This window comes from Actinorugispora endophytica, assembly GCF_004363075.1.
Taxonomy (GTDB): Bacteria; Actinomycetota; Actinomycetes; order Streptosporangiales; family Streptosporangiaceae; genus Actinorugispora; species Actinorugispora endophytica.
The window spans coordinates 23,632-48,066 of record NZ_SNYN01000005.1 but is presented as its reverse complement, the minus strand read 5'-3'; the positions used below and the strand labels follow the sequence as shown (position 1 = coordinate 48,066).

The 24,435-nt window shown below is 73.0% G+C and carries 20 protein-coding genes, 1 tRNA gene and 1 CRISPR repeat array; of the genes, 12 read left to right on the top strand and 9 right to left on the bottom strand.

Going from position 1 to position 24,435, the window contains the following annotated elements; genetic code table 11:
• Positions 1-257 precede the first annotated feature (257 nt).
• Positions 258-1,508: a transcriptional regulator gene (locus EV190_RS09075; RefSeq protein WP_133741255.1), complete on the top strand. Its 1,251-nt coding sequence runs from the start codon at positions 258-260 to the stop codon at positions 1,506-1,508.
• Between the two features lie 99 nt (positions 1,509-1,607).
• Here the strand turns inward: EV190_RS09075 and hisC are convergent, their stop codons facing one another.
• A complete protein-coding gene (hisC, locus tag EV190_RS09070) occupies positions 1,608-2,690 on the bottom strand; it encodes a histidinol-phosphate transaminase (protein ID WP_133741049.1) in 1,083 nt (360 codons plus the stop codon).
• Positions 2,691-2,924: 234 nt separating this feature from the next.
• Between hisC and EV190_RS09065 the strand changes: the two genes are divergently transcribed.
• Positions 2,925-3,653 carry a hypothetical protein gene (locus EV190_RS09065; protein ID WP_133741048.1) on the top strand — a complete coding sequence of 243 codons (729 nt, stop codon included), beginning with the start codon at positions 2,925-2,927 and terminating at the stop codon, positions 3,651-3,653.
• A gap of 162 nt (positions 3,654-3,815) precedes the next feature.
• Here EV190_RS09065 and EV190_RS09060 read toward each other — a convergent pair whose 3' ends face one another.
• Positions 3,816-4,334: a GNAT family N-acetyltransferase gene (locus EV190_RS09060; RefSeq protein ID WP_133741047.1), complete on the bottom strand. Its 519-nt coding sequence runs from the start codon at positions 4,332-4,334 to the stop codon at positions 3,816-3,818.
• A gap of 199 nt (positions 4,335-4,533) precedes the next feature.
• On the opposite strand from EV190_RS09060, the gene EV190_RS09055 reads away from it, so the two are divergent.
• Positions 4,534-6,114 (top strand): serine hydrolase domain-containing protein, encoded by a 1,581-nt coding sequence (locus EV190_RS09055; protein ID WP_133741046.1) that lies wholly within the window; start codon positions 4,534-4,536, stop codon positions 6,112-6,114.
• 106 nt (positions 6,115-6,220) lie between these two features.
• Positions 6,221-7,447 (top strand): ATP-binding protein, encoded by a 1,227-nt coding sequence (locus EV190_RS09050; protein WP_133741045.1) that lies wholly within the window; start codon positions 6,221-6,223, stop codon positions 7,445-7,447.
• On the opposite strand, the gene EV190_RS09045 is transcribed toward EV190_RS09050, so the two are convergent.
• Both EV190_RS09045 and EV190_RS09040 read right to left on the bottom strand, forming a co-directional pair.
• Positions 7,439-8,290: a MauE/DoxX family redox-associated membrane protein gene (locus tag EV190_RS09045; protein WP_133741044.1), complete on the bottom strand. Its 852-nt coding sequence runs from the start codon at positions 8,288-8,290 to the stop codon at positions 7,439-7,441. The two genes, EV190_RS09050 and EV190_RS09045, sit on opposite strands and share 9 nt — an antisense overlap.
• A gap of 3 nt (positions 8,291-8,293) precedes the next feature.
• Positions 8,294-9,247, bottom strand: a complete 954-nt coding sequence (locus EV190_RS09040; RefSeq protein ID WP_133741043.1) for a hypothetical protein — start codon at positions 9,245-9,247, stop codon at positions 8,294-8,296.
• Between the two features lie 410 nt (positions 9,248-9,657).
• Between EV190_RS09040 and EV190_RS09035 the strand changes: the two genes are divergently transcribed.
• On the top strand, positions 9,658-10,176 hold the full coding sequence (locus EV190_RS09035) for a SigE family RNA polymerase sigma factor (RefSeq protein WP_133741042.1): 519 nt from the start codon (positions 9,658-9,660) through the stop codon (positions 10,174-10,176).
• A gap of 72 nt (positions 10,177-10,248) precedes the next feature.
• Positions 10,249-10,337: transfer RNA gene (locus tag EV190_RS09030), tRNA-Ser, on the top strand.
• A gap of 573 nt (positions 10,338-10,910) precedes the next feature.
• Here the strand turns inward: EV190_RS09030 and EV190_RS09025 are convergent.
• Together EV190_RS09025 and EV190_RS09020 are read right to left on the bottom strand one after the other, a co-directional pair.
• The gene (locus tag EV190_RS09025; protein WP_133741041.1) at positions 10,911-11,144 is read right to left on the bottom strand and encodes a hypothetical protein; all 234 of its coding nucleotides are present in this window, start codon (positions 11,142-11,144) and stop codon (positions 10,911-10,913) included.
• Positions 11,145-11,566: 422 nt separating this feature from the next.
• Positions 11,567-13,001: a CRISPR direct-repeat array (repeat unit 29 nt; unit sequence GGGACCATCCCCGCGTGCGCGGGGAGCAC).
• Positions 13,002-13,089: 88 nt separating this feature from the next.
• Positions 13,090-13,746: a DUF2637 domain-containing protein gene (locus EV190_RS09020; RefSeq protein ID WP_133741254.1), complete on the bottom strand. Its 657-nt coding sequence runs from the start codon at positions 13,744-13,746 to the stop codon at positions 13,090-13,092.
• A gap of 695 nt (positions 13,747-14,441) precedes the next feature.
• Here EV190_RS09020 and EV190_RS09015 point away from each other — a divergent pair.
• Positions 14,442-15,440, top strand: a complete 999-nt coding sequence (locus EV190_RS09015; RefSeq protein ID WP_133741040.1) for a sporulation protein — start codon at positions 14,442-14,444, stop codon at positions 15,438-15,440.
• Positions 15,441-15,608: 168 nt separating this feature from the next.
• Positions 15,609-16,922, top strand: a complete 1,314-nt coding sequence (locus EV190_RS09010; protein ID WP_133741039.1) for a hemolysin family protein — start codon at positions 15,609-15,611, stop codon at positions 16,920-16,922.
• Positions 16,923-17,075: 153 nt separating this feature from the next.
• Here the strand turns inward: EV190_RS09010 and EV190_RS09005 are convergent, their stop codons facing one another.
• The gene (locus EV190_RS09005) at positions 17,076-18,221 is read right to left on the bottom strand and encodes an L-talarate/galactarate dehydratase (protein WP_133741038.1); all 1,146 of its coding nucleotides are present in this window, start codon (positions 18,219-18,221) and stop codon (positions 17,076-17,078) included.
• 142 nt (positions 18,222-18,363) lie between these two features.
• Positions 18,364-19,683, bottom strand: a complete 1,320-nt coding sequence (locus EV190_RS09000) for an ABC transporter substrate-binding protein (RefSeq protein WP_133741037.1) — start codon at positions 19,681-19,683, stop codon at positions 18,364-18,366.
• Between the two features lie 757 nt (positions 19,684-20,440).
• On the opposite strand from EV190_RS09000, the gene EV190_RS08995 reads away from it, so the two are divergent.
• The 4 genes from EV190_RS08995 (at position 20,441) to EV190_RS08980 (ending at position 23,266) form a co-directional block, all read left to right on the top strand.
• Positions 20,441-21,097 carry an alpha-ketoglutarate-dependent dioxygenase AlkB family protein gene (locus EV190_RS08995; protein WP_133741036.1) on the top strand — a complete coding sequence of 219 codons (657 nt, stop codon included), beginning with the start codon at positions 20,441-20,443 and terminating at the stop codon, positions 21,095-21,097.
• A gap of 48 nt (positions 21,098-21,145) precedes the next feature.
• Positions 21,146-21,796 carry a DNA-3-methyladenine glycosylase I gene (locus EV190_RS08990; protein WP_133741035.1) on the top strand — a complete coding sequence of 217 codons (651 nt, stop codon included), beginning with the start codon at positions 21,146-21,148 and terminating at the stop codon, positions 21,794-21,796.
• Between the two features lie 179 nt (positions 21,797-21,975).
• On the top strand, positions 21,976-22,542 hold the full coding sequence (locus EV190_RS08985; RefSeq protein ID WP_133741034.1) for a hemerythrin domain-containing protein: 567 nt from the start codon (positions 21,976-21,978) through the stop codon (positions 22,540-22,542).
• A 244-nt stretch (positions 22,543-22,786) separates the two neighbouring features.
• Positions 22,787-23,266 carry a DUF7144 family membrane protein gene (locus EV190_RS08980; RefSeq protein WP_133741033.1) on the top strand — a complete coding sequence of 160 codons (480 nt, stop codon included), beginning with the start codon at positions 22,787-22,789 and terminating at the stop codon, positions 23,264-23,266.
• An 18-nt stretch (positions 23,267-23,284) separates the two neighbouring features.
• On the opposite strand, the gene EV190_RS08975 is transcribed toward EV190_RS08980, so the two are convergent.
• Positions 23,285-24,379, bottom strand: a complete 1,095-nt coding sequence (locus tag EV190_RS08975; protein WP_208113121.1) for a winged helix DNA-binding domain-containing protein — start codon at positions 24,377-24,379, stop codon at positions 23,285-23,287.
• Positions 24,380-24,435 lie beyond the last annotated feature (56 nt).

Here is a 24,435-nt window from a genome sequence, read left to right as displayed (position 1 = left end):
TTACCAGTTAGCGCCGGGGCGGGAGGGTGTGCTCCCGCCCGGGCGTTTTGACGTTCTACGGCAAACGATCTTCACTGACACTCAACAATGGGTACGATCGCGGCAATGCCGTGACGGAAAAAATATGGGTCGGAACCGGTGGGCGCACAGAGTGAAGAGCGTGGAATGGTAGCGGGGAGCATCCCGAGGTGAGTGCGCAGCGTACTGGCGATTTGACTATTGGTGTCATCGGGCCGCACGAAGTCGTCGAACGCGTCATGCTGATGGGGCCGGGGTCGACCGGCCCGCTCAACGCCAGGCTCATCGCCGCCGCTTATCGAGACGAGCAGGAGGCCACCGACAAGGTGCTCCGGCTGGGGTCCGCGATCGACGCGTACCTGTTCGCGAGCCCCGTGCCGTATGAGTTCGCCCGCAAGGCCGGGGTCCTGACGATGCCGGCCACCTTCGTCCCGCTCGGCGGGGCGAGCCTGCACGAGGCCCTGCTGCGCGCCACCCTGGACGAGCGGTTCGACCCCACTCGCGCCAGTCTGGACGTGCTCAGCCGGACCGACGTGGTCGAGGCCTACTCCGAGGTGGACCTCCCGGTCGACGGCATCCACGTGCACGAGGAGCTCGTGGGCACCGCCGCGCTCACGTCCTTCCACGAGGGGCTGTGGCGGCGCAAGGTCACCAAGATGGCCATCACCTGCGTGCGGGGCGTCGCCGAGCGGCTGGACGCGATCGGCGTGCCCACCCTGCGCCTGCGCCCCACCAACGCCGGGGTGCGCAGCGCCCTGCAGACGGCGGGGCTGCTCGGCGCCCACCACCGCCTGGAGGAGGCCCAGCTGGGCGTGGTGGTCGTGGACGTGCCCACGCTGCGCGACTCCAGCCGCCGCTCCACCCCGCGGTACTGGCGCGACGAGCTGCGCCTGGCGCTGCACCGGCTGCTGCTCCAGGAGGCGCACCGGATCAACGCCACGGCGCACCAGGTGGACGACCACACCTTCATGGTGACGGCCACCCGGGGCTCCCTGGTCTCGGCGACCGAGGGATTCCGCCAGCCGCCGTTCGTCGAGCGCGTCAAGACCGAGCTCGGCATCGCCATCGAGGTCGGCATCGGCATGGGCCGCACCACCCAGGACGCCGAGGCGCACGCCAGAGCGGCCCTGAGCCGCGCCCAGGCCACCCGGCAGAGCTTCGCGGTGGACAGGGAGGGCCGCTCCCTGGTCCCCGCTCAGCGCGCCCCGCAGCGCCAGGCGAGCGAGCAGCTGCGCACCAAGGGCCGCGAGACCCTGCTGCGCCTGTCGGAGAAGATCGCGGAGGAGGACGCGCCCCTCGTGGTGGACGCCGAGGGCGCGGGCCGGATGCTGGGCGTGACCCCGCGCACCGCCCGCCGCCTGCTGCGCACCCTGGTCGAGGAGGGCCTGGCCTGGCCGCTCCCGCCCAACCGCACCCTCCAGCCGGGCCGTCCCCGCCAGCTGTACCGCCTCATCATCGAGAAGGTCGACAAGGACAAGGCGGGCAAGTAGCCCGGCGCCTGTCGACGGTCCCGGCGTCCGCGTTCGGGAGCCGGGGACTCCGGGACGCCGACGCCGAGGCCCCCGACGGGGCCCCGCGCCGGAGGCGCGCTACCGGTTCCGCGTCGGGTGCGCCCTGGCGACCTCCAGGAAGGCGTCGTTCTCCTGCGGGGTCCCGATGCTGACGCGGGCGCCCTCGCCCGCGAAGGGGCGGACCGAGACCCCGGCCGCCTCGCAGGCCGCGGCGAAGGCGAGGGTGTCCCCGTCCAGGCGCAGCCAGACGAAGTTCGCCTCGGTCGCCGGAACCGTCCAGCCGTCGGCCAGGAGCGCCCCGCGCACGCGGCCGCGCTCCCCGACGGTCGCCTCGACCCGCTCCATCAACTCCGCCTCCGCGGCCAGTGACGCCACCCCGGCGGCCTGGGCGAGGTGGTTCACCGCGAAGGGGACCATCGTCTTGCGCACGGCCTCGGCCACGTGCGGGTGGCCGATCAGGAAGCCCACCCGCAGCGCGGCCAGCCCATAGGCCTTGGAGAAGGTCCGCAGCACCGCGACGTTGGGGCGGTCCCGGTACAGCTCCACGCCGTCGGGGACGCCGGGGTCGCGGACGTACTCGCGGTACGCCTCGTCCAGGACCACCAGCACGTGGTCGGGGACGGCGTCCAGGAAGGCGGTCAGGTCGGTCTCGCGCACGGCGGTGCCGGTCGGGTTGTTCGGGTTGCACACGAGGACCAGGCGGGTGCGGTCGGTGACGGCGGCGGCGATCGCGTCCAGGTCGTGCGTCTCCCCGCGCAGCGGGACCTCCACGGGGGTCGCCCCGGAGAGGCCGACGAGCAGCGGGTACGCCTCGAAGGAGCGCCACGCGTAGACGACCTCCGCGCCCGGCTCGGCGGTCGCCTCCAGCAGCTGCTGGAGGATGCCCACGGAACCGGCGCCCAGCGCCACGTGCTCCTCGGGGACCCCGAAGCGGCGGGCGACCGCGGCGGTCAGCTCCGCCGCGGCGGGGTCCGGGTAGCGGTTGGCCTCCGCGGCGGCCGCGGCGATCGCCTCGCGCACCGGGGCCAGCGGCCCGAACGGGCTCTCGTTGGAGGAGAGCTTGACCGACCGCCCGCCAGGGCCCACGACCTTGCGGCCCGGCCGGTAGGACGGGACAGAGTCAAGTACCGCTCGCAAATATGGCGTATTCCGCTCCGACACCGTCGCCCTTTCTCGATACTCTGTGCAAGGAAAAGATTACTCACGGCAACGACTGCCGCGTCCGGCCCCGCCTCCGTCGGCCGCCCCACCGGGGGCGCCCCCGTCGCGCGGCGCGGGGAGAGCTCCCCGGGCCGTGGTCGCGGCCGCCGCCGGACCCGCGCGTCTCCCGCGCACCCCGCCGGCGGCCACCCGTTGCCTCCCGTCGAAATATCGCACAGAACAGGAAACACCACCATGCGCACCCTCAGGACGACACTCCCCGCCGCCTCCGCGTCACTCGGAGCGTTCGCGCTCCTGTTCTGCCTGGCCGGCTGCGTGGGCGCGGAGGAGCCCGAGGCCGCGTCCGAGGCCGCGCCGGAGGAGGACTCCGCGCCCGCGCCCCGGTCCGCGGGCCGGCTGAACGAGGCGCAGATGGTCGAGTTCGAGGACGTCACGCTGCTGGCCGACAAGAGCGAGGCGGGCGCCTACGGCGAACTCGAGTCGGTGCTCCAGATGGACCAGCTGCGCGAGAGCACCGAGCTCGACAAGCCCCAGTGCCTGGACGCCGTGAACCAGTGGGGCCGGCTGCCGGAGGTGCGCGAGGCGCCCGCCTCCCTGGCCACCTTCGGCAACGGGGAGGAGACCATCACGCACATGCTCATCGAACTGCCGGAGAAGGCGGCCGAGGAGGCCATCGACACCGTGCCGCCCGCCGAGTGCGGCACCTACCAGGCGACGGCGGTGGACGGCACCGCGACCACGTACACCGTGCGCGACCTCGGCATCAAGACGATCGGCGAGGAGTCCCGGGCCTTCGTCGTCGAGACCGAGGTGGACGGCGAGCAGGTCCTGCTCTACAGCCTCCTCTACCGCAACGGCGGCTACCTGGGCACCACGTCCCTGCTCGGCGGGGACGACGGCGAGCAGCGCCTCGTCGACTTCACCACCGCGGCCCTGGAACGCGAGAACAAGGTGCTGGGCTAGGAAAGCGCGGCCTCTCCCGACGGCCCCGGCGCCGGTGCCCCCGAGTCCTCGACTCCGGGGCACCGGCCCGCTGCGCTCCCCCGGTGATCTTGGCCTTTCCGGGGTCTCAGCCGCCTCCGAGGCCCCGAAAAGGTCAAGATCACCGGGGAGAGACGCCCGCCCCTAGGCCAGGAGCTTGTAGAAGTACGTGGTGGAGCGCAGGACCCCGGCGGGGTCCGCCGCGTAGTCGGGGATCACTCCGACCCGGGTCCAGCCGTCCGCGCGGTAGAGCCGTTCGGCCGGACTCCCCGTCTCGGTGTCCAGGACCAGCAGGGTGACACCGGCCTCCCCCGCGGCCCGCTCCGCCGCGGCCAGCAGCGCGCGGCCCAGCCCCGCGCCCCTCGCGCGGCGGCGCACCATCAGCTTGGCGACCTCGGCGCGGTGCGAGCCGTTGGGCATGTCGTTCAGCCGCAGCTGGACGGTGCCCTCGATCCGCCCGTCCCGCCGGGCCGCCCATACGAGCACCCGCCCGCCCGCGACGGCGGGCTCCAGCCCCTTCCACCACTCCTCGGCCGCGCCGGGGTCCAGCGGCGCGAGGAAGCCCACCGAGTTGCCGCCCTCGACCACGTCCGACAGCACCCCGGCGAGCTCCGCCGCGACCGCCGCCAGGTCCTCGGACGAGAGCCGTACGATCTCCGCCATCCTTCCTCCGTCCCTCCCGGTGTCCGGGCTCTTCTCCCCCGGACGCACCGGGTCACATCCTGGACGACGGAGGGCCGCGCGCGCCCCGCCCGCGCGGTGACCTCCATGACATCCGTCATGCGCGGGACGCGCGAACCTCACGGACAGGTGGTGACAGCCGCTTCTACAGCGCACCGGAGCCGCTCCATAGCCTCGCTCCATGGACATCCGGCAGCAGGTTCCGACGGAGACCGCCCCCGATCCCTCCCCGGGGCGCGCGCCCCGGGCCCCGGGGAGGGCGTGGGCCGCCGCGTCGGTCGCGGGGGCCGCGGCGGCCGCGCTCGCGTTCTGGGTGATGCCGGTGGACCCGCCGCCGTCGACCGTTGTCGAAGGGGACCCCGCGCTCGCGGCCCGGACGGGCGAGGCGATCGCGGGCCGGGAGAACCACGTGCAGGCGTTCTCGGTGGCCGAGGCCACCCCCGACGGGCTCGCCGTCGCGGCGGCGGGCGCGGCCGGCGGGGAGCCGGTCGGCGCCGACACCCCCTTCGAGACCGGTTCGGTCTTCAAGCTGTTCACCGCCATGACGCTGGCCGACATGGTCGAGCACGGCGAAGCCGACCTCGACACCACGCTCGGCGAGGTCTTCACCGACCTGGACTTCGCCGACCCCGACACCGCCGGGATCACCCTGGAGGAGCTGGCCACCCACCGCTCCGGCCTGCCCACGGCCCCGGCCGGGCACGAGACCGCGGTCCTGCTGTCCGGCCTCTCCGCCCTCGACCCGTTCTCCGGGCTGCCGTCCGTCCCCGACTCCCTGGCCGTGGCCTCCCCCAGCCCGCGGCGCGGGGAGTGGTCCTACTCCAACTTCGGCTACGCGGCACTCGGCGAGGCTCTGGCCCGGGTGGACGGCACCCCCTATCCCGAGCTCGTGCGCGAACGGGTCCTGGACCCGCTGGGCATGGACGACACCGTCATCGTCGGCGCGGACACCGGCCCCGGGGAGGCCCCCGAGGGCGCCGCGCTCCCCCACTACGAGGCCGGTTCGCGCGCCCAGACCTGGGACGGTCCGGCGTACGCCCCCGCCGGGGTGGGCACCTGGACGACCACCGCGGACCTGGTCCGCTTCGCCCAGGCGGTCATGGCCGGCACCGCGCCCGGCATGTCCGCGCTGGAACCGCGCCACGACGTGGACGGGCTGGGCCGGATCGGCCTGGGCTGGTACCTGGCCGAACTCGACGGCGGGGGCACCAGGGCGCTGCACGACGGCGGGACCTACGGCTCCACGGCCTTCCTCGCCGTGGAGGAGGAGCGCGCCGTGGTCATGCTGTCCAACACCCGGGCCGGGGTGGCCCCGCAGCTGACGAGCGCGCTGCTGGACGACCCCTCGGCGGTCGAGCCCCCGTCGATGGCGCTGGGGCGTGGGACCGGCCTGGCCGTGACGCTGCCGTTCCTGGTGCTCCCGGTGCTGCTCTCGCTCGCGCTGGCCGTCGGCCGCGTCACCCTCGCCGGACGCCGCCCGCTGGACCGGCTCCGGCTGCTCTCGATGCCGCTGGGCGCGTTCGCGGTCCTGCTGGCGGGGCTGCGGTGGGGCAGCTGGGCGACCACCCCGCCGCTGCTGTGGCCGGTCGCGGTCGGCCTGGTCGCCACCGCCGCCGCGGTCGGCGCCTGGTACTGGACGCGGGTGCCCGCGATCCGGGCGCGGTGGCGTCCGCTGCGGCTCGCGGCCTTCGCCCTGTCGGTGACCGCCTCCGCGGCCCTCGTCGCTCTCAGCGTCTGGACGCTGGCCCTGAGCAACGGATGAGAACCGCCGCGACACGCCCCCGTGTCGGGTGGCGTGCCCCGGACCGATCCACTACAGTGAAACTCGTTCGAACACGCGTTCGACACAGAGTGGAGGGAAGGGGAGCATGACCACGGCAGCGCCCACGCGGGGCCGCACGGCGATCCGGTCCGGCGTGGCGGGACAGCACCCTTCCCTCCACTCCTTCCACCCGAACGAGCGTCGGGCCCTCCAGCGGATCGACTGGGGGGCGCGCTCGTCCGCGGCCTTCTACCGCTCCCTCGAGGCCGCACTGGACCGGGGCTCCGAGAGCGGCTCGGTGGACCCCGTGCGCAACCCGTACACCCCCGGCGCCGGCCAGCACCCGCCCGAGCTCGCCGGCCGCGAACGCGAGATCCAGCGGTTCGGGGTCCTGCTCGAACGGGTGGCGCACGGACGCCCCGAGCGCGGCGTGATCCTCACCGGGCCGCGCGGGTCGGGCAAGACCGTCCTGCTCAACACCTTCCGGTCGATGGCGGTCCAGCGAACGTGGGGCACCGGCAGGATCGAGGCCCGCCCCGGCCGCTCCGTCCGGCAGCCCATCGCGGCCGCCGTGCGCACGGCGCTGCGCGCGCTCGCCCCACGGCACCGGGCCCCCGAGCGGATCGAGCACGCGCTGGGCGTCCTCGCGTCGTTCGCGCGGGCCGGGACCGGCGACGGATCCGACCGGGCGGCCCAGGCGGGGCCGCGCCGAGGTCCGGGGACCGACGCGGCGGCCGTGCCCGGCCGCGCGGACTCCGGCGACCTCGAGACCGACCTGTCGGAGCTGCTCCTGGACGCCGCGTCGGTGGCCGCGGACCTCGGCGCGGGCATCGCGCTGTTCGTCGACGAACTCCAGGACGTGCCAGCGGCGGACGTCTCCGCGCTCTGCGCGGCCTGCCACGAGCTCGCCCAGAACGGCGGCCCGCTGGTCCTGGTGGGCGCGGGGCTTCCGCACCTCCCGGCGGTGCTCTCGGCGGGCAAGGGGTACTCCGAGCGGCTCTTCCGGTACGCCCGCGTCGACCGGCTCAGCCGGTCCGCCGCCGACCACGCGCTCACCGCCCCCGCGCTCGCCGAGGGCGCGCGGTTCGACGCCGACGCCCTGGAGGCGCTGTACGAGGCGTCCGGCGGCCACCCGTTCCTTGTGCAGGCCTACGGAAAAGCCGTGTGGGACCTCGCGCTGCGCAGTCCGATCACCGCCGACGACGTGCGCTCCGCCGTGTCCGAGGCCGACGAGGAGCTCGCGGTGCCGCCGGCCTCCCCGGAACACCGAGACAGGCGGCCGCGCGGCCCCGTCGCGTTTCCACCGGACCGGGAAGTCCCCGGGTCACCGTGACGCGTCGGAGGGCGCGTTCGGGCACGCGGCCCCTGTGCCGACCGGCGGGGCGTCCTCCGATCCGGCGCGCGGGGCGTCCTCGTACGCGTCGGTGACCGCCGCGCGCACGGCGGGACGCAGGCCGCCCACCTCCACCGCGAACACCACGTCGACCGCGCGCCCCTCGCGTTCACCCGCGAACCGCGCGAACCACCAGCAGCCGTGCCGCCACATGTCGACCGGCTCGGTCGAGGCCAGCAGCGGGCGGTGGGCGCTCCACGAAGGGCTGAGGCGCAGTCGCCGCAGCGACCGCCGCGGCGGGGCCTCGCGCAGCTCGCACGGGACCGGGTGCCGCAGCCTCGTCGCGATCTCCCCGAGTTCGGGCGAGAGCACCGCGATCACGGCGGCCTCCGCGAGCAGTGCGACGCCGTGCCAGGGGGTGGGGTCCGACAGCGCCGCGAGTCCGGAACCGGGCAGCCCGACGGCTCCCGCCGCGGCGGCGGTGAACAGCCCGCACCGGGTCATGCTGCGCCAGCCGACCGGCTCGGTGCTCAGACCCCCGAAGCAGCCGCACCCCATCTCCGGGTCGCGCTTGCGCAGCTGGTAGAGGGTCGCCAGTCCGACGGCGAACAGGACCGCCGTGGCCCCCCGGGCGAGGTCGTTGAACGGCCCTGCGAGCACCAGGAGCGCCACCGCCAGGGCCGCCTCGACGCCCGCGTGCGCCAGCGAGAACGGCCGCCGGACCCGGGCGGGCAGCAGCGCGGCGGGGCCCTGCGCCGTACGGTCCACGGCCTTGGCGAGCGCGCCGAGCAGCAGCACGGCGGCCAGGAGCGGCGCCTGGATCTCACGGATGGTCTCGATCACGGTTCAGCCCGCCGTCAGGGTCGCGTTGAAGCATCCGGCCTCGGGCTGTCCGCCCAGGGCCACGAAGGAGGCCAGCGTCAGCTGGGCGACGCGTCCGCGCTCCTGGGAGTCGCAGGCGACGCAGCGGTCGCAGAAGTGGCTGGCGGCCGCACCGCAGGCGACGACCGGCAGGGCCGCCGCCCCACCGGTGCAGTCGTTGGTCAGCCGCACCGTCGCGCCGAGGGACAGCAGCGGCAGCGGCGCGCACGCGGTGGCCCGGTCGCACCCGGGACCGCAGTCGGCGCCCCGGTCCAGCGCGGGGTAGGCGAGGCCCGTGCGCATGGCGAGCGGGTTCCCGCCGGTGGCGCGGCCGAGCGCCGGGTCGTACCAGGAGACCATGCCCGACACCCGCATGGAGCCGCGGCGCACGGCGGGCCGCCGGGGCGCCTCGGCCGCCGGATAGGGCGGCTGCGAGGTGGCGGGCAGGAGCGCGCGGACGGTGTCGCCGTCCCAGACCCCGATGGCGTCGAACAGGTAGCCCGGCTCCAGCCGCGGGTGCCGCACCTGCATCCGGCCGGACGCCCGGTAGGGGATGACGACGGCTGCGGGGGCGCGGTCGTGCCCGGTGGCGACCTCCAGGGCGTCGCCGTCCACGGCGGTGATCACCCCGGTGACGCGGGCGAGACCGGCCCAGACCCGCTCGGCGACCCAGTGGGAGCCGAGGGCGCAGCGCACGATCACGTCCTCTCCGGGCCGCAGCTCGTGGAACGCCGAACCGCCGCCGCGCCAGAAGGCGGTCTCCTCGGTGAGGACGAAGCGCCGCTCCCCGTCCGGGGTGGCGAGGGTGAGCAGGTGCGGGCCGACGTCGACCAGCGCGCCCCGGAAGACGTTGGCGGGCGGCCCGTCCGGGACCGGCGCCGCGTCGGGGCCCAGCAGCGCGGCGGTGAGCCTGCGGCGGTCCTGTGTCTCCGCTGTCATGGGCGCCCCCCGGTCGATGTGCCCGAACTTGTCCGGTGTCGGTCCTTTGGCCCGCGCACAGCGGGAATCGTCCCCATTTTCCCTCAACGGAGCGGCCGGTGCCCGCCCGACGGGCGGACGCGGGGCCGCGCCCATTCCACCACCCCCCGACCGCGTCGGCCGGTCCTCCGCTGTTGGACCGGGGGATCGAGGACACGCCCGGCGCGCGGGGACGGCACGGCGGCGCCCCCGGTCCGGAACGGCCGCGCCGCCCGCGTTCCGTTCCCACGGGGAAGTCCGGTTTGTCGGAAGATGGCGTTGGCCAGAGCAAACGGTTACACGGCCCGTGCCAGAGTGAGGACCGTGGAAGTGTGATCGAGAGCACGTGCCGGAACGCGAGTCGCCGGTACGCGAACCGGGTCGGTGGTCGTGTGGACGAGGCAACGCGGCAAACCAGATACGAGGAGTTCTCCGATTACGTGCAGCGCCGCGGCCCCGCGTTGCAGCGCATGGCGTTGTCACTGACCGGCAACCACGCCGACGCCGAGGACCTGCTGCAGGCAGCGCTGGTCAAGACCTTCTTCGCCTGGGAGCGCATTTCCAGCCCGCACGCCCGGGACGGCTACGTGCGCCGCGCGATGGTCAACACCCAGATCTCCGAGTGGCGGCGCAAGCACCTGGACGTCTACCCCACCGACGAGATCCCCGAGCAGCGGATGGACGACCCGACCTGGCGCACCGACCTGGCCGACGCCGTCGGCCGCGCCATCCGACGCCTGCCCGACCGCCAGCGCCTCGCCGTCGTGCTGCGCTACTACGAGGACATGTCCGAGGCCGAGATCGCCTCCGCTCTGGGGGTGAGCGTGGGAACCGTCAAGAGCACCGTCTCGCGCGCCGTCGCCAAGCTCCGCCACGACGCCGACCTGATCATCGAACGCACCGCTCCCTGACCCCGCGCGCCGCCCCGTTCCCGCTTTCGTTTTGCACCTTGCGCACTTCTCTCTGTAGGCTGGTCCCAGCCAGGAGGATTCGCCTAGTCAGGTCGATGGCGCCGCACTGCTAATGCGGTTGGGGTTCACGCCCCTCCGGGGTTCAAATCCCCGATCCTCCGCGCTCCGACCTGGGGTTTCTCGCATCGTGAAAGATCGAGAAGCCCCAGGTTTTGTCGTTTTCGTCCGATTCACTCCCGTCGGCAGTCACAAGGCAGTCACAAGGCCGCCTCGCCAGCCCCCCGCCGACCCCGGAAACCGGACACCCCGCGAACGCCCCCACCGTGACCTCTGTCACGACAACTGGCCACAGAGGGTAATCGCCGCTGCTTTCCCGCCTTCTGCTCGCGGACAAGGCACGGCGACGAGCGCCCATCATGTCCGTCGCGTGAGGGTTTCGTTGACGGTCTTGGGCTTTCTGCCTGTTTCGGGGCCTGGAAGGGCAGAAAGCCCATGATCATTCCGGGTCAGAGCAGAACCGGCCCTCGGACCGCCGCGTCACGGACACCCGGCGGACACGCGCGGCCCTCCGGCCCCCTCTCCGATGTCCGTGGTGTCCGTTCCTCCCGGTGATCTTGACCTTTTCGGGGCCTCAACCGTCTCTGAGACCCCGAAAAGGTCAAGATCACCGGAGGGAGCGCCGAACACCCCCGCGGGGCGGTGGGGAGAGCCGGGCACGTCACGGACGGATCGCATCACAGCGCGCTCGCGTAGCTTCCGCGACGGCCCTGCTGCTTGAACTCGGCCCACAGCACGGTCGCGTTCTGGCACCCTTCGGTGAAGCGCCTACACAGGTAGGGATCGAAGGGACCTACGGCGGTGGGGGGCGTGCCGGTCCCCTCGCGTCCGAACAGCTCCTCGGGGTTGGCGACGCGAACGAAGCGGCGCACGATGTTGCGTGCCTGGTCCAGCTGGCAGGTGATCTCCATCCCTGCCTTTCCTTGCTGACGCGGGTGGCGCACCTGGGCGTGGCGGGCACGGGCGCACTCGACGATCCGCCCCCGGCGTTGGGGCGAGGGCACCCCGACCGGTTCCGGTCCGGGGTCGGCCTTTCGCGCCGTGGCGGGTCCTGGCAGGCGAGGGGTGTCGGCCGAGTGGCGTTCGTAGCGGCTGTGGACTCGCCTTGAAGGGGTCACGCAGGTCGGACAGGTGGCCGCACGCGAGGTGGCGGCGATGATGCGCACGGAGCGGCCGCTGCGGCAGGCCCGGATGATCCGGAGCCCGGCCAGGTGGGGAAAGAACAGGCCGGATAGGAAAGAGAGGGACGCCTCGCATCATCGCGGGCGCAGCCCCGTTAGCGTAGAAGCTTCACCGAATCCGCGCCAGAACCAGTATTCACGTGTCGCCGGCAAGGACCATCCCCGCGTGCGCGGGGAGCACCCGATCCCGTCCCAGCCCCGCCCCTCATAGGCGGGACCATCCCCGCATGCGCGGGGAGCACCGCTCCTCCCACGACCCTAGGAGCGCCCACACGGGACCATCCCCGCGTGCGCGGGGAGCACCCAGTGCCGGGAAATGGAGATGAAGTCTACTGCGGACCATCCCCGCGTGCGCGGGGAGCACTATCCGAGCCCCTGCTGAAGCTGGATCTGCTGGGGACCATCCCCGCGTGCGCGGGGAGCACTGGTGGCGGCCCCGTTGGACAGGTCGATGACGGGGACCATCCCCGCGTGCGCGGGGAGCACTCGGCCGCGACCTCGAACGCCTCATGCGACCGGGGACCATCCCCGCGTGCGCGGGGAGCACCCGGTGCGTCTACCGCCTCTGGGGGCTCCCGAGGGACCATCCCCGCGTGCGCGGGGAGCACCCACCCGCGACGCTCACCAACGGGTTCATCCAGGGACCATCCCCGCGTGCGCGGGGAGCACTCCTCGCCCCGCTGAGCTTCGTCACGTGCCGCGGGACCATCCCCGCGTGCGCGGGGAGCACCACCCACAAGGCCGGGTCCTACGTCCAGGCGTCGGGACCATCCCCGCGTGCGCGGGGAGCACCGAGCCGGTTCGTCCGAAAGCGATCACCGCCGGGGACCATCCCCGCGTGCGCGGGGAGCACGCACCGGCGCCCGGTTCGTCGGTCGCGCGCGCGGGACCATCCCCGCGTGCGCGGGGAGCACCGGCGCGTCACCAGCCCGACCGGAGAGCCACCGGGACCATCCCCGCGTGCGCGGGGAGCACCAGCGTTCGATATCTGACCAGGGCGAAGAGCGCCGGGACCATCCCCGCGTGCGCGGGGAGCACGACCACGCGGCGGAGATCGCGCCCCGGATGCCGGGACCATCCCCGCGTGCGCAGGGAGCACAGCACGATCGCGGCCGCCGGGTCGCTGCTGCTGGGACCATCCCCGCGTGCGCGGGGAGCACCGGATCGCCGCCCTGGAGGAGCGCGCTGCCGGGGGACCATCCCCGCGTGCGCGGGGAGCACCGACGAGGACGTCGGCGAGCATCGTCAGCACGGGGACCATCCCCGCGTGCGCGGGGAGCACGGCCGGGGGGGGAGGTTGGTCATTGGTTCTCCTGGGACCATCCCCGCGTGCGCGGGGAGCACGTCCCCGCCTGGCCTCGCAGCGGGGAGTGTGGGGGACCATCCCCGCGTGCGCGGGGAGCACTCGAAGCCGCCGAGGACGACTGCTGGACCCAGTGGACCATCCCCGCGTGCGCGGGGAGCACGGGGTCGCCCACTACATGGGCGCCGACGAGGCGGACCATCCCCGCGTGCGCGGGGAGCACGAACCGGTTGCGGAGGGCCTTCTCACGCGATAGGGACCATCCCCGCGTGCGCGGGGAGCACCCTGAATGACCTGGGAATCTACCAGGTCTCAGCCCTTATTTCATTCACTTTCCAAAAATCAGTCAAAACACCCAAAAGTGCACAAATTTCAAACACGGCTCTCGGGGAGATCCGAGATCTCCTTTCCCCGCACTTGCCAGGTTGGTGGAACCACCCACATCGCCATAACTATGAGGTCTCCGGCATGGGGAGTGATGCGGCGACCGGCCAGGAAAGAATGACCGGATTTTTTCTTCATCGAACAGCTCTCCTCGATGACGGATCGGGCCCAGCGGCGTGGTCTGCCGGACATCTCCGCGAGTCTCCTTTCGGAGAGACGTTCCCCGGCCTCGACGCTTTCGCGGTGGGCGGCCGGAGCCCGCTGGTCCAGATCCACCCCGGACCGGCCCACCGGCCTCTTGGCGTCAGCCCTCACCAGCCACATCAGCATCTCGTAGCAGCCGACCAGGACGGCGGCGGGCCAGGCGGCCACCACGGCGCAGATCGGGCCGTGCTGGACACCGTGGGCGACGTTGGCCGCGAGGGCGGCGGTGATCCCCCACCCCAGCAGCAGCCACGCCAGGACCGGGGTCGGCACCTTGTTGCGCGCGGCGTCGAGCAGGACCATCGACGAGGCGTACACCCGTCCGTCGATCGTCAAAGGGATCACGAACGCGGTAATCCCGTCCCCGCCGTACGAGCTGACCACCGCGAACGCGTGGCGGTAGGACACCACCGCGGCGACCACGGCCACTCCCAGGACCACGACCTTGGTCGTCCCGCGAACGAGCCGGTCCGCACGCGGATTCCGCGCGTCCCGCTTTCCAGAGTCCGACACAACACTCCTCTTCTCGACGAGAGGAAGAAGCAGGAAGCGGCCAGCTTGTGACCGGAGAACCGGAGACAACCCCGGAGATCTCCGGGGGGGCGGACACCTCTGGCAACAGGAAGTGACAGCCCGGGGTTCGGCGGCATCAACCACGGGGATCGGCCCCGCCTGGTCTCCAGCGGGCACAGGGCAGTCACCAGGCCGCCTCGCCGCGCCCTCCCCGCCGCCGGAAACCCGAGGGCCGGTTCCGCCCTCGCTCGGGATGGTCTTGAGCTTTCCGCCCTTCCAGGCCCCGAAACGGGCAGAAAGCCCAAGACCATCAACAGAAGCCTCACTTCGAGCCCTGAACAGGCCCGCCAGGACATGGACGCGGAGGAGGCCGTGGACGTGGCGGCGCTGCGGGCCGCCCAACGCCGGCCTCCCCCTAGACCGGGTCAGGGTCCTGGACACGCCGCACACGCGGACTCCCGGAGTCCCACAGTCCCTTTCCCCCGCCCGACCGGCTACGTCGGAACCACCGACCGGGGCGGACCGTTGGTCGGAGTGCACGACACGGCGTGACCCGGCCCGCCCGCTCCGTGGCGGAACGGCGGGCCGCCCGTGCTCCGCCACCCCCTGACAAGAAGGACGGCATGGTCTTCAAGCGTTTGCTCATGGCTTTCGGCGTCGGCGGCCCCAGCGTCGACACCGTACTGACCTCCCCGCACACCCGCCCCGGCGCGGCGATCGAGGGGCGCGTCGAACTCTCCGGCGGCGACAGCGACGTGCTGATCGAGGAGATCGCGCTGTGCCTGGCCGCCAACGTCGAGGCCGAGTCGGACGGCGGGGAGCACGAGGTCGGCGCGGAGTTCGCCCGGGTCCCCGTTGCCGGCGCGTTCCGGCTCGCCGCCGGGGAACACCGCGCCATCCCGTTCTCCTATCCCGTGCCCTGGGACGCGCCCCTCACCGACGCGGGCGGCGGCCTCCTGCCCGGGAGCGGGCTCGGGCTGCGCACCGAGGTCGTCATCGACCGGGCCGCGGACAAGGGCGACCTGGACCGCGTCCACGTCCACCCGCTGCCCGCCCAGGACCGGGTCCTGGAGGCGTTCGCCCGCCTGGGGTTCGGCCTCAAGCACACCGACATCGAGATCGGCCACCTGGCCGGGACCGCGCAGCAGTCCCCGTTCTTCCAGGAGATCGAGTTCCACCCGGCGCCCCACTACGCCCACGAGATCGGGGAGGTCGAACTCAGCTTCGTCGCCGACCCCCACGGCGTGGACGTGGTCATCGAGTTCGACAAGCGCGGGGGCATGTTCACCGAGGGGCAGGACCTGTACGGCCGCTTCCGCGTCGAGCACGCCCACACCGACCACGTGGACTGGGCCGCCCAGGTCGACGCGTGGATCACCGAGGCCCTGGAACGGCACCGCGGGCTCTTCGGCGGATACGGCCGGGGCCACGACGAGCAGCCGGACCACGGATACGACGGCTACCACCAGGCGGAGGAGCGCGGCGGGGCGCTCGGCGGCCTGGGCGGCGTCGCCCTGGGGGTCGCGGGAGGACTGGCGGCCGGATACGTCGCCGCCGAGGTCGTCGACGAGATCGGGGACATGTTCGAAGGCGAGGAGGCCGAGGAGGAAGAGGAGGAGTAGCCCTCGCCCGGGGCCCGGCAGTGCCGCGCCGGGCGGGTGCGGCCGCCGCCCTCACCCGCCCGGCGCCGCCACCGGAGGCGTGAAAGCGCGCGGTGACACGTGGTGCCGGTGTTTTGCCCGCTCGCTCCTCTGGGTACGTGCCCTGGTACCGACGTCCGAAGAGGTCTCATGGAGAGCTACGGGGTCCAGATCGGCCTCGTCCTGGTCCTGGTCGTGTTGAACGCGGCCTTCGCGGGCAGCGAGATCGCGTTGATCACGCTGCGCGAGAGCCAGTTGAAGAGACTGGAGACGCGCGGAGCCGGAGGACAGCTGGTGGCACGGCTGGCACGCGACCCCAACCGGTTCCTGGCCACCATCCAGATCGGCATCACCCTGGCGGGGTTCCTCGCCTCGGCGACCGCGGCGGTGGCCTTGGCCGACCCCCTCATCCCCCCGTTGAGTCCCCTCTTGGGCGCCGCGGCCGGGCCGGTCGCGATCGTGCTGGTCACCGTTGCGCTCACCTTCGTCACGCTGGTCTTCGGCGAACTCGCCCCCAAGCGCGTCGCCATGCAGCGCGCCGAGGCGTGGGCGCTGCTGGTGGCACGCCCGCTGAACCTGGTCGCGGTGCTCTCCCGCCCGGCGGTGTGGCTGCTCAGCGCGTCCACCGACCTCGTGGTACGCCTGAGCGGCGGCGATCCCGACGCGGGCAAGGAGGAGGTCTCCGAGGAGGAGCTGCGCGACATCATCTCCACCCAGCCGGGCATGACACCCGAGCAGCGCACCATCCTGGCCGGCGCGTTCGAGATCAACGACCGTCGGCTGCGCCAGGTCCTGGTGCCGCGCCGCGAGGTCGACGTCGTCTCCGCGGGCCTGTCGGCCCAGGACGCCGTCCTCCTCCTCGCCGAGCACGGACACTCGCGCGCGCCGGTCGTGGAGGACGACGACCTCGACGACATCGTGGGGGTCGTGCACTGGTCGGACCTGCTGCGCGGCCGGGGCACCGCCGGGGAGTTGGCCCGGACCCCGCTGCTGCTGCCCGACTCCCTTCCCGTCTCACTGGCGTTGGAGCACATGACGGCCGGACGCCAGCAGCTCGCGTTCGTCATCGACGAGACGGGTTCGGTCGACGGCATCGTGAGTCTGGAGGACCTGCTGGAGGAGATCGTCGGCGACATCTACGACGAGACCGACTCCGACATCCGCACCGCGACCCACCGGGACGACGGCTCCATCCGGATACCCGGAACGTTCCCCGTGCACGACCTGCCCGACCTCGACGTGCGCGTCGAAGCCCTGCCCGAGGGCAACTACGTCACCGTGGCGGGGCTGCTCATCACCCTGCTCGGCCGCATCCCCGGCGAACCGGGCGCGGAGATCGACCTGGGCTCCTGGACGGCCGCGGTCACGGCCGCCGATGGCCGGGCCATCACCGAAATCGTCCTGTCCCCCCGGTCCCCGGTCGGAGTCCCGCCCAACGGCATCAGGACCCCCGAGCAGAAGTAGACGGTCCCGCCCGGAGGCGCCGTGTCCGGACACGAGCCGCAAGGGCGGGTGGAGCCACCGCACGGGGCCGTGGAAACCGGGGCGGTCCGGTCCGGTGCGGGCGGCGGGCCGGGGCCCACGCGTCCCGGCCCGCCGTCCTGTCCCGCCGGGGCCTCAGGCCCTGGCCTCGTGGGTGTCGACCGTCCACTCGCGCGCCCGGTCGCTCAGGGTCACGCCCAGGCCGGGGCGGTCCGAGAGGTGCATGCGGCCGTCCGAGATCTCCAGGTGCTCGTTGAAGAGGGGGTCGAGCCACTCGAAGTGCTCCACCCAGGACTCGTGCCGGTAGGCCGCCGCCAGGTGGATGTGGACCTCCATGGCGAAGTGCGGGGCCAACTGGAGGTTGCGCCGCTCCGCCATCGCCATGACCTGGAGGAACTGTGTGATCCCGCCGATCCGGGGCGCGTCCGGCTGGATGATGTCCGCTCCCCCGTGCCGGATCAGCTCCGCGTGCTCGGCGACGCCGGCGAGCATCTCGCCGGTGGCGATCGGCGTGTCGAACGTGGCGGCCAGGCGCCCGTGCCCCTCGAAGTCGTAGGCGTCGAGGGGCTCCTCGATCCAGACCAGTCCGAACTCCTCGAAGGCCCGGCACATGCGCTGGGCGTCGGCGCGCGTCCACTGCTGGTTGGCGTCGACCATCAGCGGGACCCCGTCCCCCAGGTGCTCGCGCACCGCCCTGACCCGGGCGAGGTCCGTGGCGCTGTCGGGCTGGCCGACCTTGATCTTGATGCCGCCGATGCCGTTGGCCACGGACTCGGCCGACTTCTCCAGGACCTCCTCGATGGGCGCGTGCAGGAAGCCGCCCGAGGTGTTGTAGCAGCGCACCGAGTCCCGGTAGCTGCCGAGGAGCTTGGCCAGGGGCAGGCCCGCCCGCTTGGCCTTGAGGTCCCACAGGGCGATGTCGAAGGGCGCGATGGCCTGGGTGGACAGCCCGCTGCGGCCCACCGACGCCCCGGCCCAGACGAGCTTGTCCCAGATCTTCCCGATGTCGCTGGGGTCCTCGCCCAGCAGGACGGAGGCCACCTCCCGGGCGTGGGCGAACTGCCCCCGGCCCCCGGCCCGCTTGGAGTAGCCGAACCCGACGCCCTCGTGGCCGGCCTCCGTGGTGATCTCGGCGAAGAGCATCGCGACCTCGGTCATCGGGCGCTGGCGCCCCGTGAGGACCTTGGCGTCGCTGATGGGCGTGGCCAGGGGGAGGGTGACCGAGGAGATCGTGACGCTGGTGATGCGGTCCTGCGTGGCCGCTCCGGCAGGGGAGGTCATGGACGTCCTCATGTTTCGTTTTCGTCGGTCGGGCGGCGTGCGGGCCGCCCCGGCTGTCGGGTTCGATGCCCGCTGTCCTCCTGCGCGGTCCCGGCGCGGGGGAAGGGAGTCCCCGCACCGGGACCGCGTCGGGGAGAGGGGATCAGGGGTTTCCGATGGCCGCCTCGACCTCGGTCATGAACTGCTCGGCGGCCTCCGCCGGGGTGATCTCGCCGAACGCGAGCCTGTCGCTGACGCGGCTGCTGATCTCCACGACCTGGCTGGCGCCGATCGGGGCGGGCGGGTTGCCGTCCACGATCGAGGGCTCGATCTCGCTCATGAAGTCGGCCATCCGCGCGTCGCCCTCGGGCAGGTCGTCGAGGATGCTCTCGCGCACCTCGGTGTTGGCGGGCAGCCCCAGGTCGGCCAGGAGCAGATCGGCCGCGGCCGGGTCGTTGAGCATGTAGTCGACGAAGCGGGCGGCCTCCTCAGGGTGCTCGGTCCCCGAGAAGATCGTGTAGAACATGGCCGGCTTGAAGAACATGCCGGTCCGCTCGGACTCGGTCTCGCCCGGGTAGCGCAGCAGCTGGATGTCGCGGCCGGCCGACTCGGACACGTTGCCGAGCTGGTTGCTCCAGAAGTGCGCCATGGCGCCCTCGTTGGTGGCCACGACCGACTGGTCGATGCCGCCCGCCTGGATCTCCACGCTCCGGGAGGCGTCGGGCTGGCCGCCGTTGTCCAGCAGGTCCTGGGTGACCTGGAACCACGCCTCCACCGTCTCCTCGGAGAGGCCGAGGCCGCCGTCCTCGGTGTAGAGGTTCTCCCCGCGCTGGCGGGCGAAGACCTGGAGCCCGGTCTCGTTGTAGCTCATGCTCTGGGCGCCGGCGTACTCGCCGTCGCTGCCCTCGGAGATCTGCCCGGCGGTCTCGACGTAGTCGGCCCAGGTCCACGTGTCGTCGTCGGGCATCTCGACTCCGGCGGCCTCGAACGCCTCGGGGTCGGCGAGGATGGAGTAGGCGTTGACGCCGGTGGCCGCGCCGAAGGTCTGCCCGTCCAGGTCGCCGCTCTCGGCGACCAGCGGGTCGATCTTCGACAGGTCCAGGCCCTCGGCCTCGTCGAGGTTCATGAGCGCGCCTCGGTCCGCGTACTCGCGCAGGTAGCGCTCCTCCTGCATGAGGATGTCGGGCGCGTCGCTGGCCGCGGTGCTGGTGGCCAGGCGGTCCCAGTACGACGACCAGTCGGTGCTCTCCCCCATGATCCGGATGTCGGGGTTGTCCGCCTCGAAGTTCTCGATGACCTTCAGCATGGTGGCCTGGCGCTCGTCGGAGCCCCACCAGGAGAAGCGGAGTTCGACCGTGCCGTCGTCACCACCCGATCCCGAGCAGGCGGAGGCGGCCATGACCAGTGCCGCGACCGCGGACGCGGTGGTCAGGAGGGTTCTGCGACGGCCGGCTCGGCGGCCTCCGCCGGAGTGTACGCGCATGCTGGTGTTTCCCTTCGGCTGTGCGGTGCCTTCGACGAGGCGCCTCCGCCGTGCGGGGGGAGGCAGCGGGCCGGGAGGCCCGGTCACCGGGGCCGCGGAGGTGTGCGGTGCGGTCCGGTGCGCTCTCGTCATGGGTTGTGGAGAGGGTCAGCTGAACTTCGGCGTGGTCGAGGACACAGGGATGGACGGCTCGAATCGTCTCGGTAAGCGCTATCCAGACGATATGATTATCAGTTTTTAACACCGCTTCACAGCGGTGTCAATGCCCTATTTGTGACCGGCGCCTCTCCCTCCCCCGGCGAAGTCACCGAAAGCGGTGAACACTGCGCTATCCGTCACGGAATCCGGCCTCGGGGAAACCGCCGCCGCACACCCGCGCCCACGGGCGGCTTTCTCCCGCCACCCCTTCCGCCGCTAACGGAAAGCGTTTACCATTCTCGGCGTGGGCCACGAGCCCCACCGCGCGGCCGCGCGGCCGCCCGATCCGAACGGAGCCGGGCCGGCCCGGGGCACCACCGCGTTTCCGAAGCGTTCGACGAGGCCCCTGAGACCCGTACCTCGCGGTGGCCTCCCGGGGCCCGACTCCGCCACGGACCACCCCGCAGCCGGGCTCCCGGACGACCGCCTCCACCGCCCGCTCCGGGCGGGAGGTGCGGACGGTGTGCTCCTCCGGGAGAATGGCCATAGCCTCGATCCCACCACAGCGCCGTACCGGCGGCCGGGGGCGGGCCCCCGGAGCCGGGTGAGGAGGACCGGGATGGAGCCGCTGCTGCCGCGTCCCCGCGCCGAGATCGCCCCCGGGGCCGTGCACGTCCCCGGCTGGCTGGACCCGGACCGCCGACGCGAGATCGTCGCGGCCTGCCGGGCCTGGGCGACGGCGCCGGTGCCGATCCGCGCCGCGAGACTGCCCAACGGGCGCCGGATGTCGGTGCGCACCGTGTGCCTGGGCTGGCACTGGCAGCCCTACCGGTACACCCGCACCGCCGACGACGCGGGAGGGCGCCGGGTCGCGCCGCTCCCCGGCTGGCTGGCGGAGCTCGGCCGCCGGGCCGTGGCCGACGCCTACGGCGACGCCGAGGCCGCCCGCGCCTACGCGCCCGACGTCGCGCTGGTCAACCACTACGACGACCAGGCGCGTCTGGGCATGCACCAGGACAAGGACGAGCGGGCCGACGATCCGGTGGTGTCACTGAGCATCGGCGACACCTGCGTCTTCCGCTTCGGCAACACCGAGAGCCGGAACCGGCCCCACACCGACGTCGAACTCGCCTCGGGCGACCTCTTCGTCTTCGGCGGCCCGTCCCGGTTCGCCTACCACGGCGTCCTCCGGGTCCTGCCGGGCACCGCCGACCCGGCCAGCGGGTTGGCGACGGGCCGCCTGAACATCACCATGCGGGTCACCGGCATGGCCTGACCGCCCGCCGCCGAACCGCGTCCCACCGACCAGGAGACGAACGAGTCCATGGCAACGAGCACCACCGCGTCCCCCGCCGCGCCCTCCGACGGGTCGGCGGTCGTCGGAGAGGACGGTCTCGGACGCTGTCCGTGGGCCGCCGCCCACCCGCTGAACCGGGCCTACCACGACACCGAGTGGGGCCTGCCGGTCCGCGGCGAGCAGGCGCTGTTCGAGCGGATCAGCCTGGAGGCGTTCCAGTCGGGCCTGAGCTGGCTGACGATCCTGGCCAAGCGCCCCGCCTTCCGCGCCGTCTTCGCCGACTTCGCCCCCGAAGCCGTCGCGGCCTACACCGACGCCGACGTCGAACGGCTCATGGGCGACGCGGGGATCGTGCGCAACCGCGCCAAGATCACCGCGGCCCGCGCCAACGCCCGCGCCGTCCTGGCCCTGCGCGAGCAGGGCGGACTCGACGCCCTGATCTGGTCGCACAAGCCCGAGCGGACCCCCGAGCCGCGCACCGCCGCCGAGGTGCCCGCGCACACGCCCGCCTCGCACGCCCTCGCCAAGGACCTGCGCTCACGCGGCTTCCGGTTCGTCGGCCCCACCACCGCGCACGCCCTGATGGAGGCGATCGGCATGATCGACACCCACCTTCTGGGCTGCCACCGCCGCGGCTCCTCCGGACTGCACCCCGCCGCCGCGCCGGAGAGGCCGTAACCCCGGCTCTCGCCCTCCTCCGCAGGCCGTGGTTTCGACGCGGAAAAGGCCGGTATGCGGCCTTTCCCCCTCCTCCGCTGCCGATTCCAGACGGATTCCGGGTGAACTCCCGGGTTCGCCGTCCGCGTCCGGGGGCAGTCGTACCCGCTGACCTGGCGAGTACGGACCTGGGAGAGACAATGACCGTGCCCAAGCAGAACCCGGACCTCATCGACGTGATCATCTCCGACCACCGCGACGTCGAGCGGGTCTTCACCGAGCTGGAGACGGGCTCGATGGCGCCCGACCACCGCAAGAAGCTCGTGGACCACGTGATCGCCGAGCTGGTCCGCCACTCGGTCGCCGAGGAGCAGCACATGTACCCGGCGGCGCGCAGGATGCTGCCCGACGGCGACCGGATCGCCGACCACGAGCTCGAGGAGCACGCCGAGGCCGAGCGCGTGATGAAGGAGCTGGACGGCCTCGACCCCTCCGAGCCCCGGTTCGAGGCGCTCCTGCGGACGCTGATGGCCGACATCCGCCACCACATCCAGGACGAGGAGGCGGACCTGCTGCCGCGGCTGCGCGAGGCGTGCACCCCGCAGGAGCTCCAGCAGCTGGGGGAGAAGGTCATGCAGGCCAAGCGGAAGGCGCCGACCCGGCCGCACCCCGGCGCCCCCGACACCCCGCCCCTGAACCGCCTGCTCGACCCCGGGGCCGGACTGGTCGACCGGATGCGCGACGCCCTGACCGGCCGGCACGCCTGACCGGCACTGACCGGCACCCTCCGGCGCGGCCCGGCCGGGCCGCGCCGGACAGGCGTGTTTTGCGAACTCGTTGCCCTTTCGGGACGAACCCTCTCCCCGGCCCGGGGGAGGCTCCCAACAGGAGCGGGGGACCCCGGGGCCTCGGATCCCGTTCCACCCGTTCCCGACGCCGGCGGTGACGGCCGGAAGACGCGGCCGCCACCGGTTCCCGGTGCCGTCAAGGCCGTGATGGGAAGGGACGACAATGAACCGCACTCAGAACGGATGGGTGATCTTCGCGGCGACCATGCTGCTGATGGTGGGCGCGATCAACCTCATCCAGGGCGTCATCACCATGTTCATGCCCACCTACCTCCTCGCAGCGGAAGGCGACGTCCTCTTCTTCGGCTTCACCCTGTGGGGCATCGGCCTGGTGGTGTGGGGGCTGCTCCTCCTGGCCACGGGGTTCTCCCTGGCCAGCAGGCAGAACTGGGCGCGCGTCCTCGGCATCGTGTTCGCCGCCGTCAACGCCATCACCCAGCTGGCCTTCATCGCCGCCTACCCGTGGTGGTCCCTGGCGGTCATCGCCATCGACCTGCTGGTCATCTACGGTCTGACCGTCGGCTGGTCGTCCGAGCCCGAGCCGTCCTACGCGTCGGGCCGCGCCGACGCCCAGGAGGGGCTGCGCGCCCCGAAGCAGGGAACCCGGGGACGGCAGGAGTCCCGGGGAGAGCACGCGCTCTGAGGAGGGGCACTCCGAGGGTCAGCCCGGCCGGGGCGTCTCGAACACCACGTCCCGGGTCCCGGCTCCCGGTTCGAGGAAGGCCAGCAGGCGGGCGCCCTCGGCGTGCAGCTCCTCCTTCTCCGCGGTCGTCAGCGCGCGGAACGGGCGGACGGTCAGTGCCGCCGTCCCGCGCGCGGCGGCCGCCTTCCATGTCGCGGCGACGACGCCGTCGACGAGCACCGCGTGCGGCGGCTGGCCGTTCCTGATCTCGAAGCCCTGGTCGGCGAAGTCCACGGTCATGACGCGGCGGCGGTCCGCGTGCGAGCGCAGCAGGTTGTCGAAGTCGTACAGGAAGCGCGCCGGCGCGGGCGTGTCCGGGTCGGGGCGGGGCGCGTCGGGCAGGTCGAACAGCTCGCGCCCGTCCTCGTCGCGGAAGACCGCGAGCCGGGGCCGGAGCCCGTCGAAGACCTCCGCCAGCCGGGTCAGCCCGCTCCAGGTCTGCGCGTCGCGGACCGTGGCGGGACCGAACGCGGCCAGATAGCGCAGGACCAGCTCCTCGCGCGTGGCGGCGGCGTCCACCGGCCGCCCGAGCCACGCCTCCACCGACGTGTGGGCGACGCTCCCGCTCCGGCCCCACACCCCGCGCGGCGGGACCTGCGCCAGCGGCACCAGCGCGCGGACCGCCTGGGTCATGGCGGCGGGGTCGCCGTCCGGCCACCGCTCGGCGAGCGCGCGGCCCAGCTCCTTGAAGGTCAGCGGCCTCTCCTCGACCAGCGCCCGGCCCGCCTCGGCCAGGGCGCCGAGGTCCGGACCGGTCAGCCCGCGCTCGATCACCGGCCCCAGGACCGGTCGCAGCCGCAGGGCGTCGGCCGCGGTGACCATGTGGATGGTCGAGCGCATCAGCGCCGTCCGCACCGCGCCCCGGTCGGTCAGCAGCCGCCCGGTGGCGTGGGGGTCGTAGTCCGCCAGCCTGCTCCACAGCCCGATGTACCACGTGTGCGGGGTCTGGGCCTGGAGGCCGACCAGGTGCTCCAGTGCCCGGGGGACGGACAGCCCCGAGCGGCGCAGCAGCAGCTGACGGTCGAGGGTGGCCCGGTTGAGGGCCCTGCGTCCGAGCACGGTGTGGTTTCCCATGACCGCGATCATGCCCGCTATTGCGGCCGGTTCCCGTCCGCTTTCCCGTCACCGGT

Excerpts from the sequence above, each read along its gene's own strand:
- EV190_RS09060 (WP_133741047.1), bottom strand. The coding sequence starts at position 4,334 with ATGGCGGAGATCGTACGGCTCTCGTCCGAGGACCTGGCGGCGGTCGCG.
- EV190_RS09010 (WP_133741039.1), top strand. The coding sequence starts at position 15,609 with ATGGAGAGCTACGGGGTCCAGATCGGCCTCGTCCTGGTCCTGGTCGTG.
- EV190_RS08995 (WP_133741036.1), top strand. The coding sequence starts at position 20,441 with ATGGAGCCGCTGCTGCCGCGTCCCCGCGCCGAGATCGCCCCCGGGGCC.
- EV190_RS08980 (WP_133741033.1), top strand. The coding sequence starts at position 22,787 with ATGAACCGCACTCAGAACGGATGGGTGATCTTCGCGGCGACCATGCTG.
- EV190_RS09065 (WP_133741048.1), top strand. The coding sequence starts at position 2,925 with ATGCGCACCCTCAGGACGACACTCCCCGCCGCCTCCGCGTCACTCGGA.
- EV190_RS09015 (WP_133741040.1), top strand. The coding sequence starts at position 14,442 with ATGGTCTTCAAGCGTTTGCTCATGGCTTTCGGCGTCGGCGGCCCCAGC.
- EV190_RS09005 (WP_133741038.1), bottom strand. The coding sequence starts at position 18,221 with ATGACCTCCCCTGCCGGAGCGGCCACGCAGGACCGCATCACCAGCGTC.
- EV190_RS08990 (WP_133741035.1), top strand. The coding sequence starts at position 21,146 with ATGGCAACGAGCACCACCGCGTCCCCCGCCGCGCCCTCCGACGGGTCG.
- EV190_RS08985 (WP_133741034.1), top strand. The coding sequence starts at position 21,976 with ATGACCGTGCCCAAGCAGAACCCGGACCTCATCGACGTGATCATCTCC.
- EV190_RS09025 (WP_133741041.1), bottom strand. The coding sequence starts at position 11,144 with ATGGAGATCACCTGCCAGCTGGACCAGGCACGCAACATCGTGCGCCGC.
- EV190_RS08975 (WP_208113121.1), bottom strand. The coding sequence starts at position 24,379 with ATGGGAAACCACACCGTGCTCGGACGCAGGGCCCTCAACCGGGCCACC.
- EV190_RS09050 (WP_133741045.1), top strand. The coding sequence starts at position 6,221 with ATGACCACGGCAGCGCCCACGCGGGGCCGCACGGCGATCCGGTCCGGC.
- EV190_RS09040 (WP_133741043.1), bottom strand. The coding sequence starts at position 9,247 with ATGACAGCGGAGACACAGGACCGCCGCAGGCTCACCGCCGCGCTGCTG.
- EV190_RS09075 (WP_133741255.1), top strand. The coding sequence starts at position 258 with ATGCTGATGGGGCCGGGGTCGACCGGCCCGCTCAACGCCAGGCTCATC.
- EV190_RS09000 (WP_133741037.1), bottom strand. The coding sequence starts at position 19,683 with ATGCGCGTACACTCCGGCGGAGGCCGCCGAGCCGGCCGTCGCAGAACC.
- EV190_RS09055 (WP_133741046.1), top strand. The coding sequence starts at position 4,534 with ATGGACATCCGGCAGCAGGTTCCGACGGAGACCGCCCCCGATCCCTCC.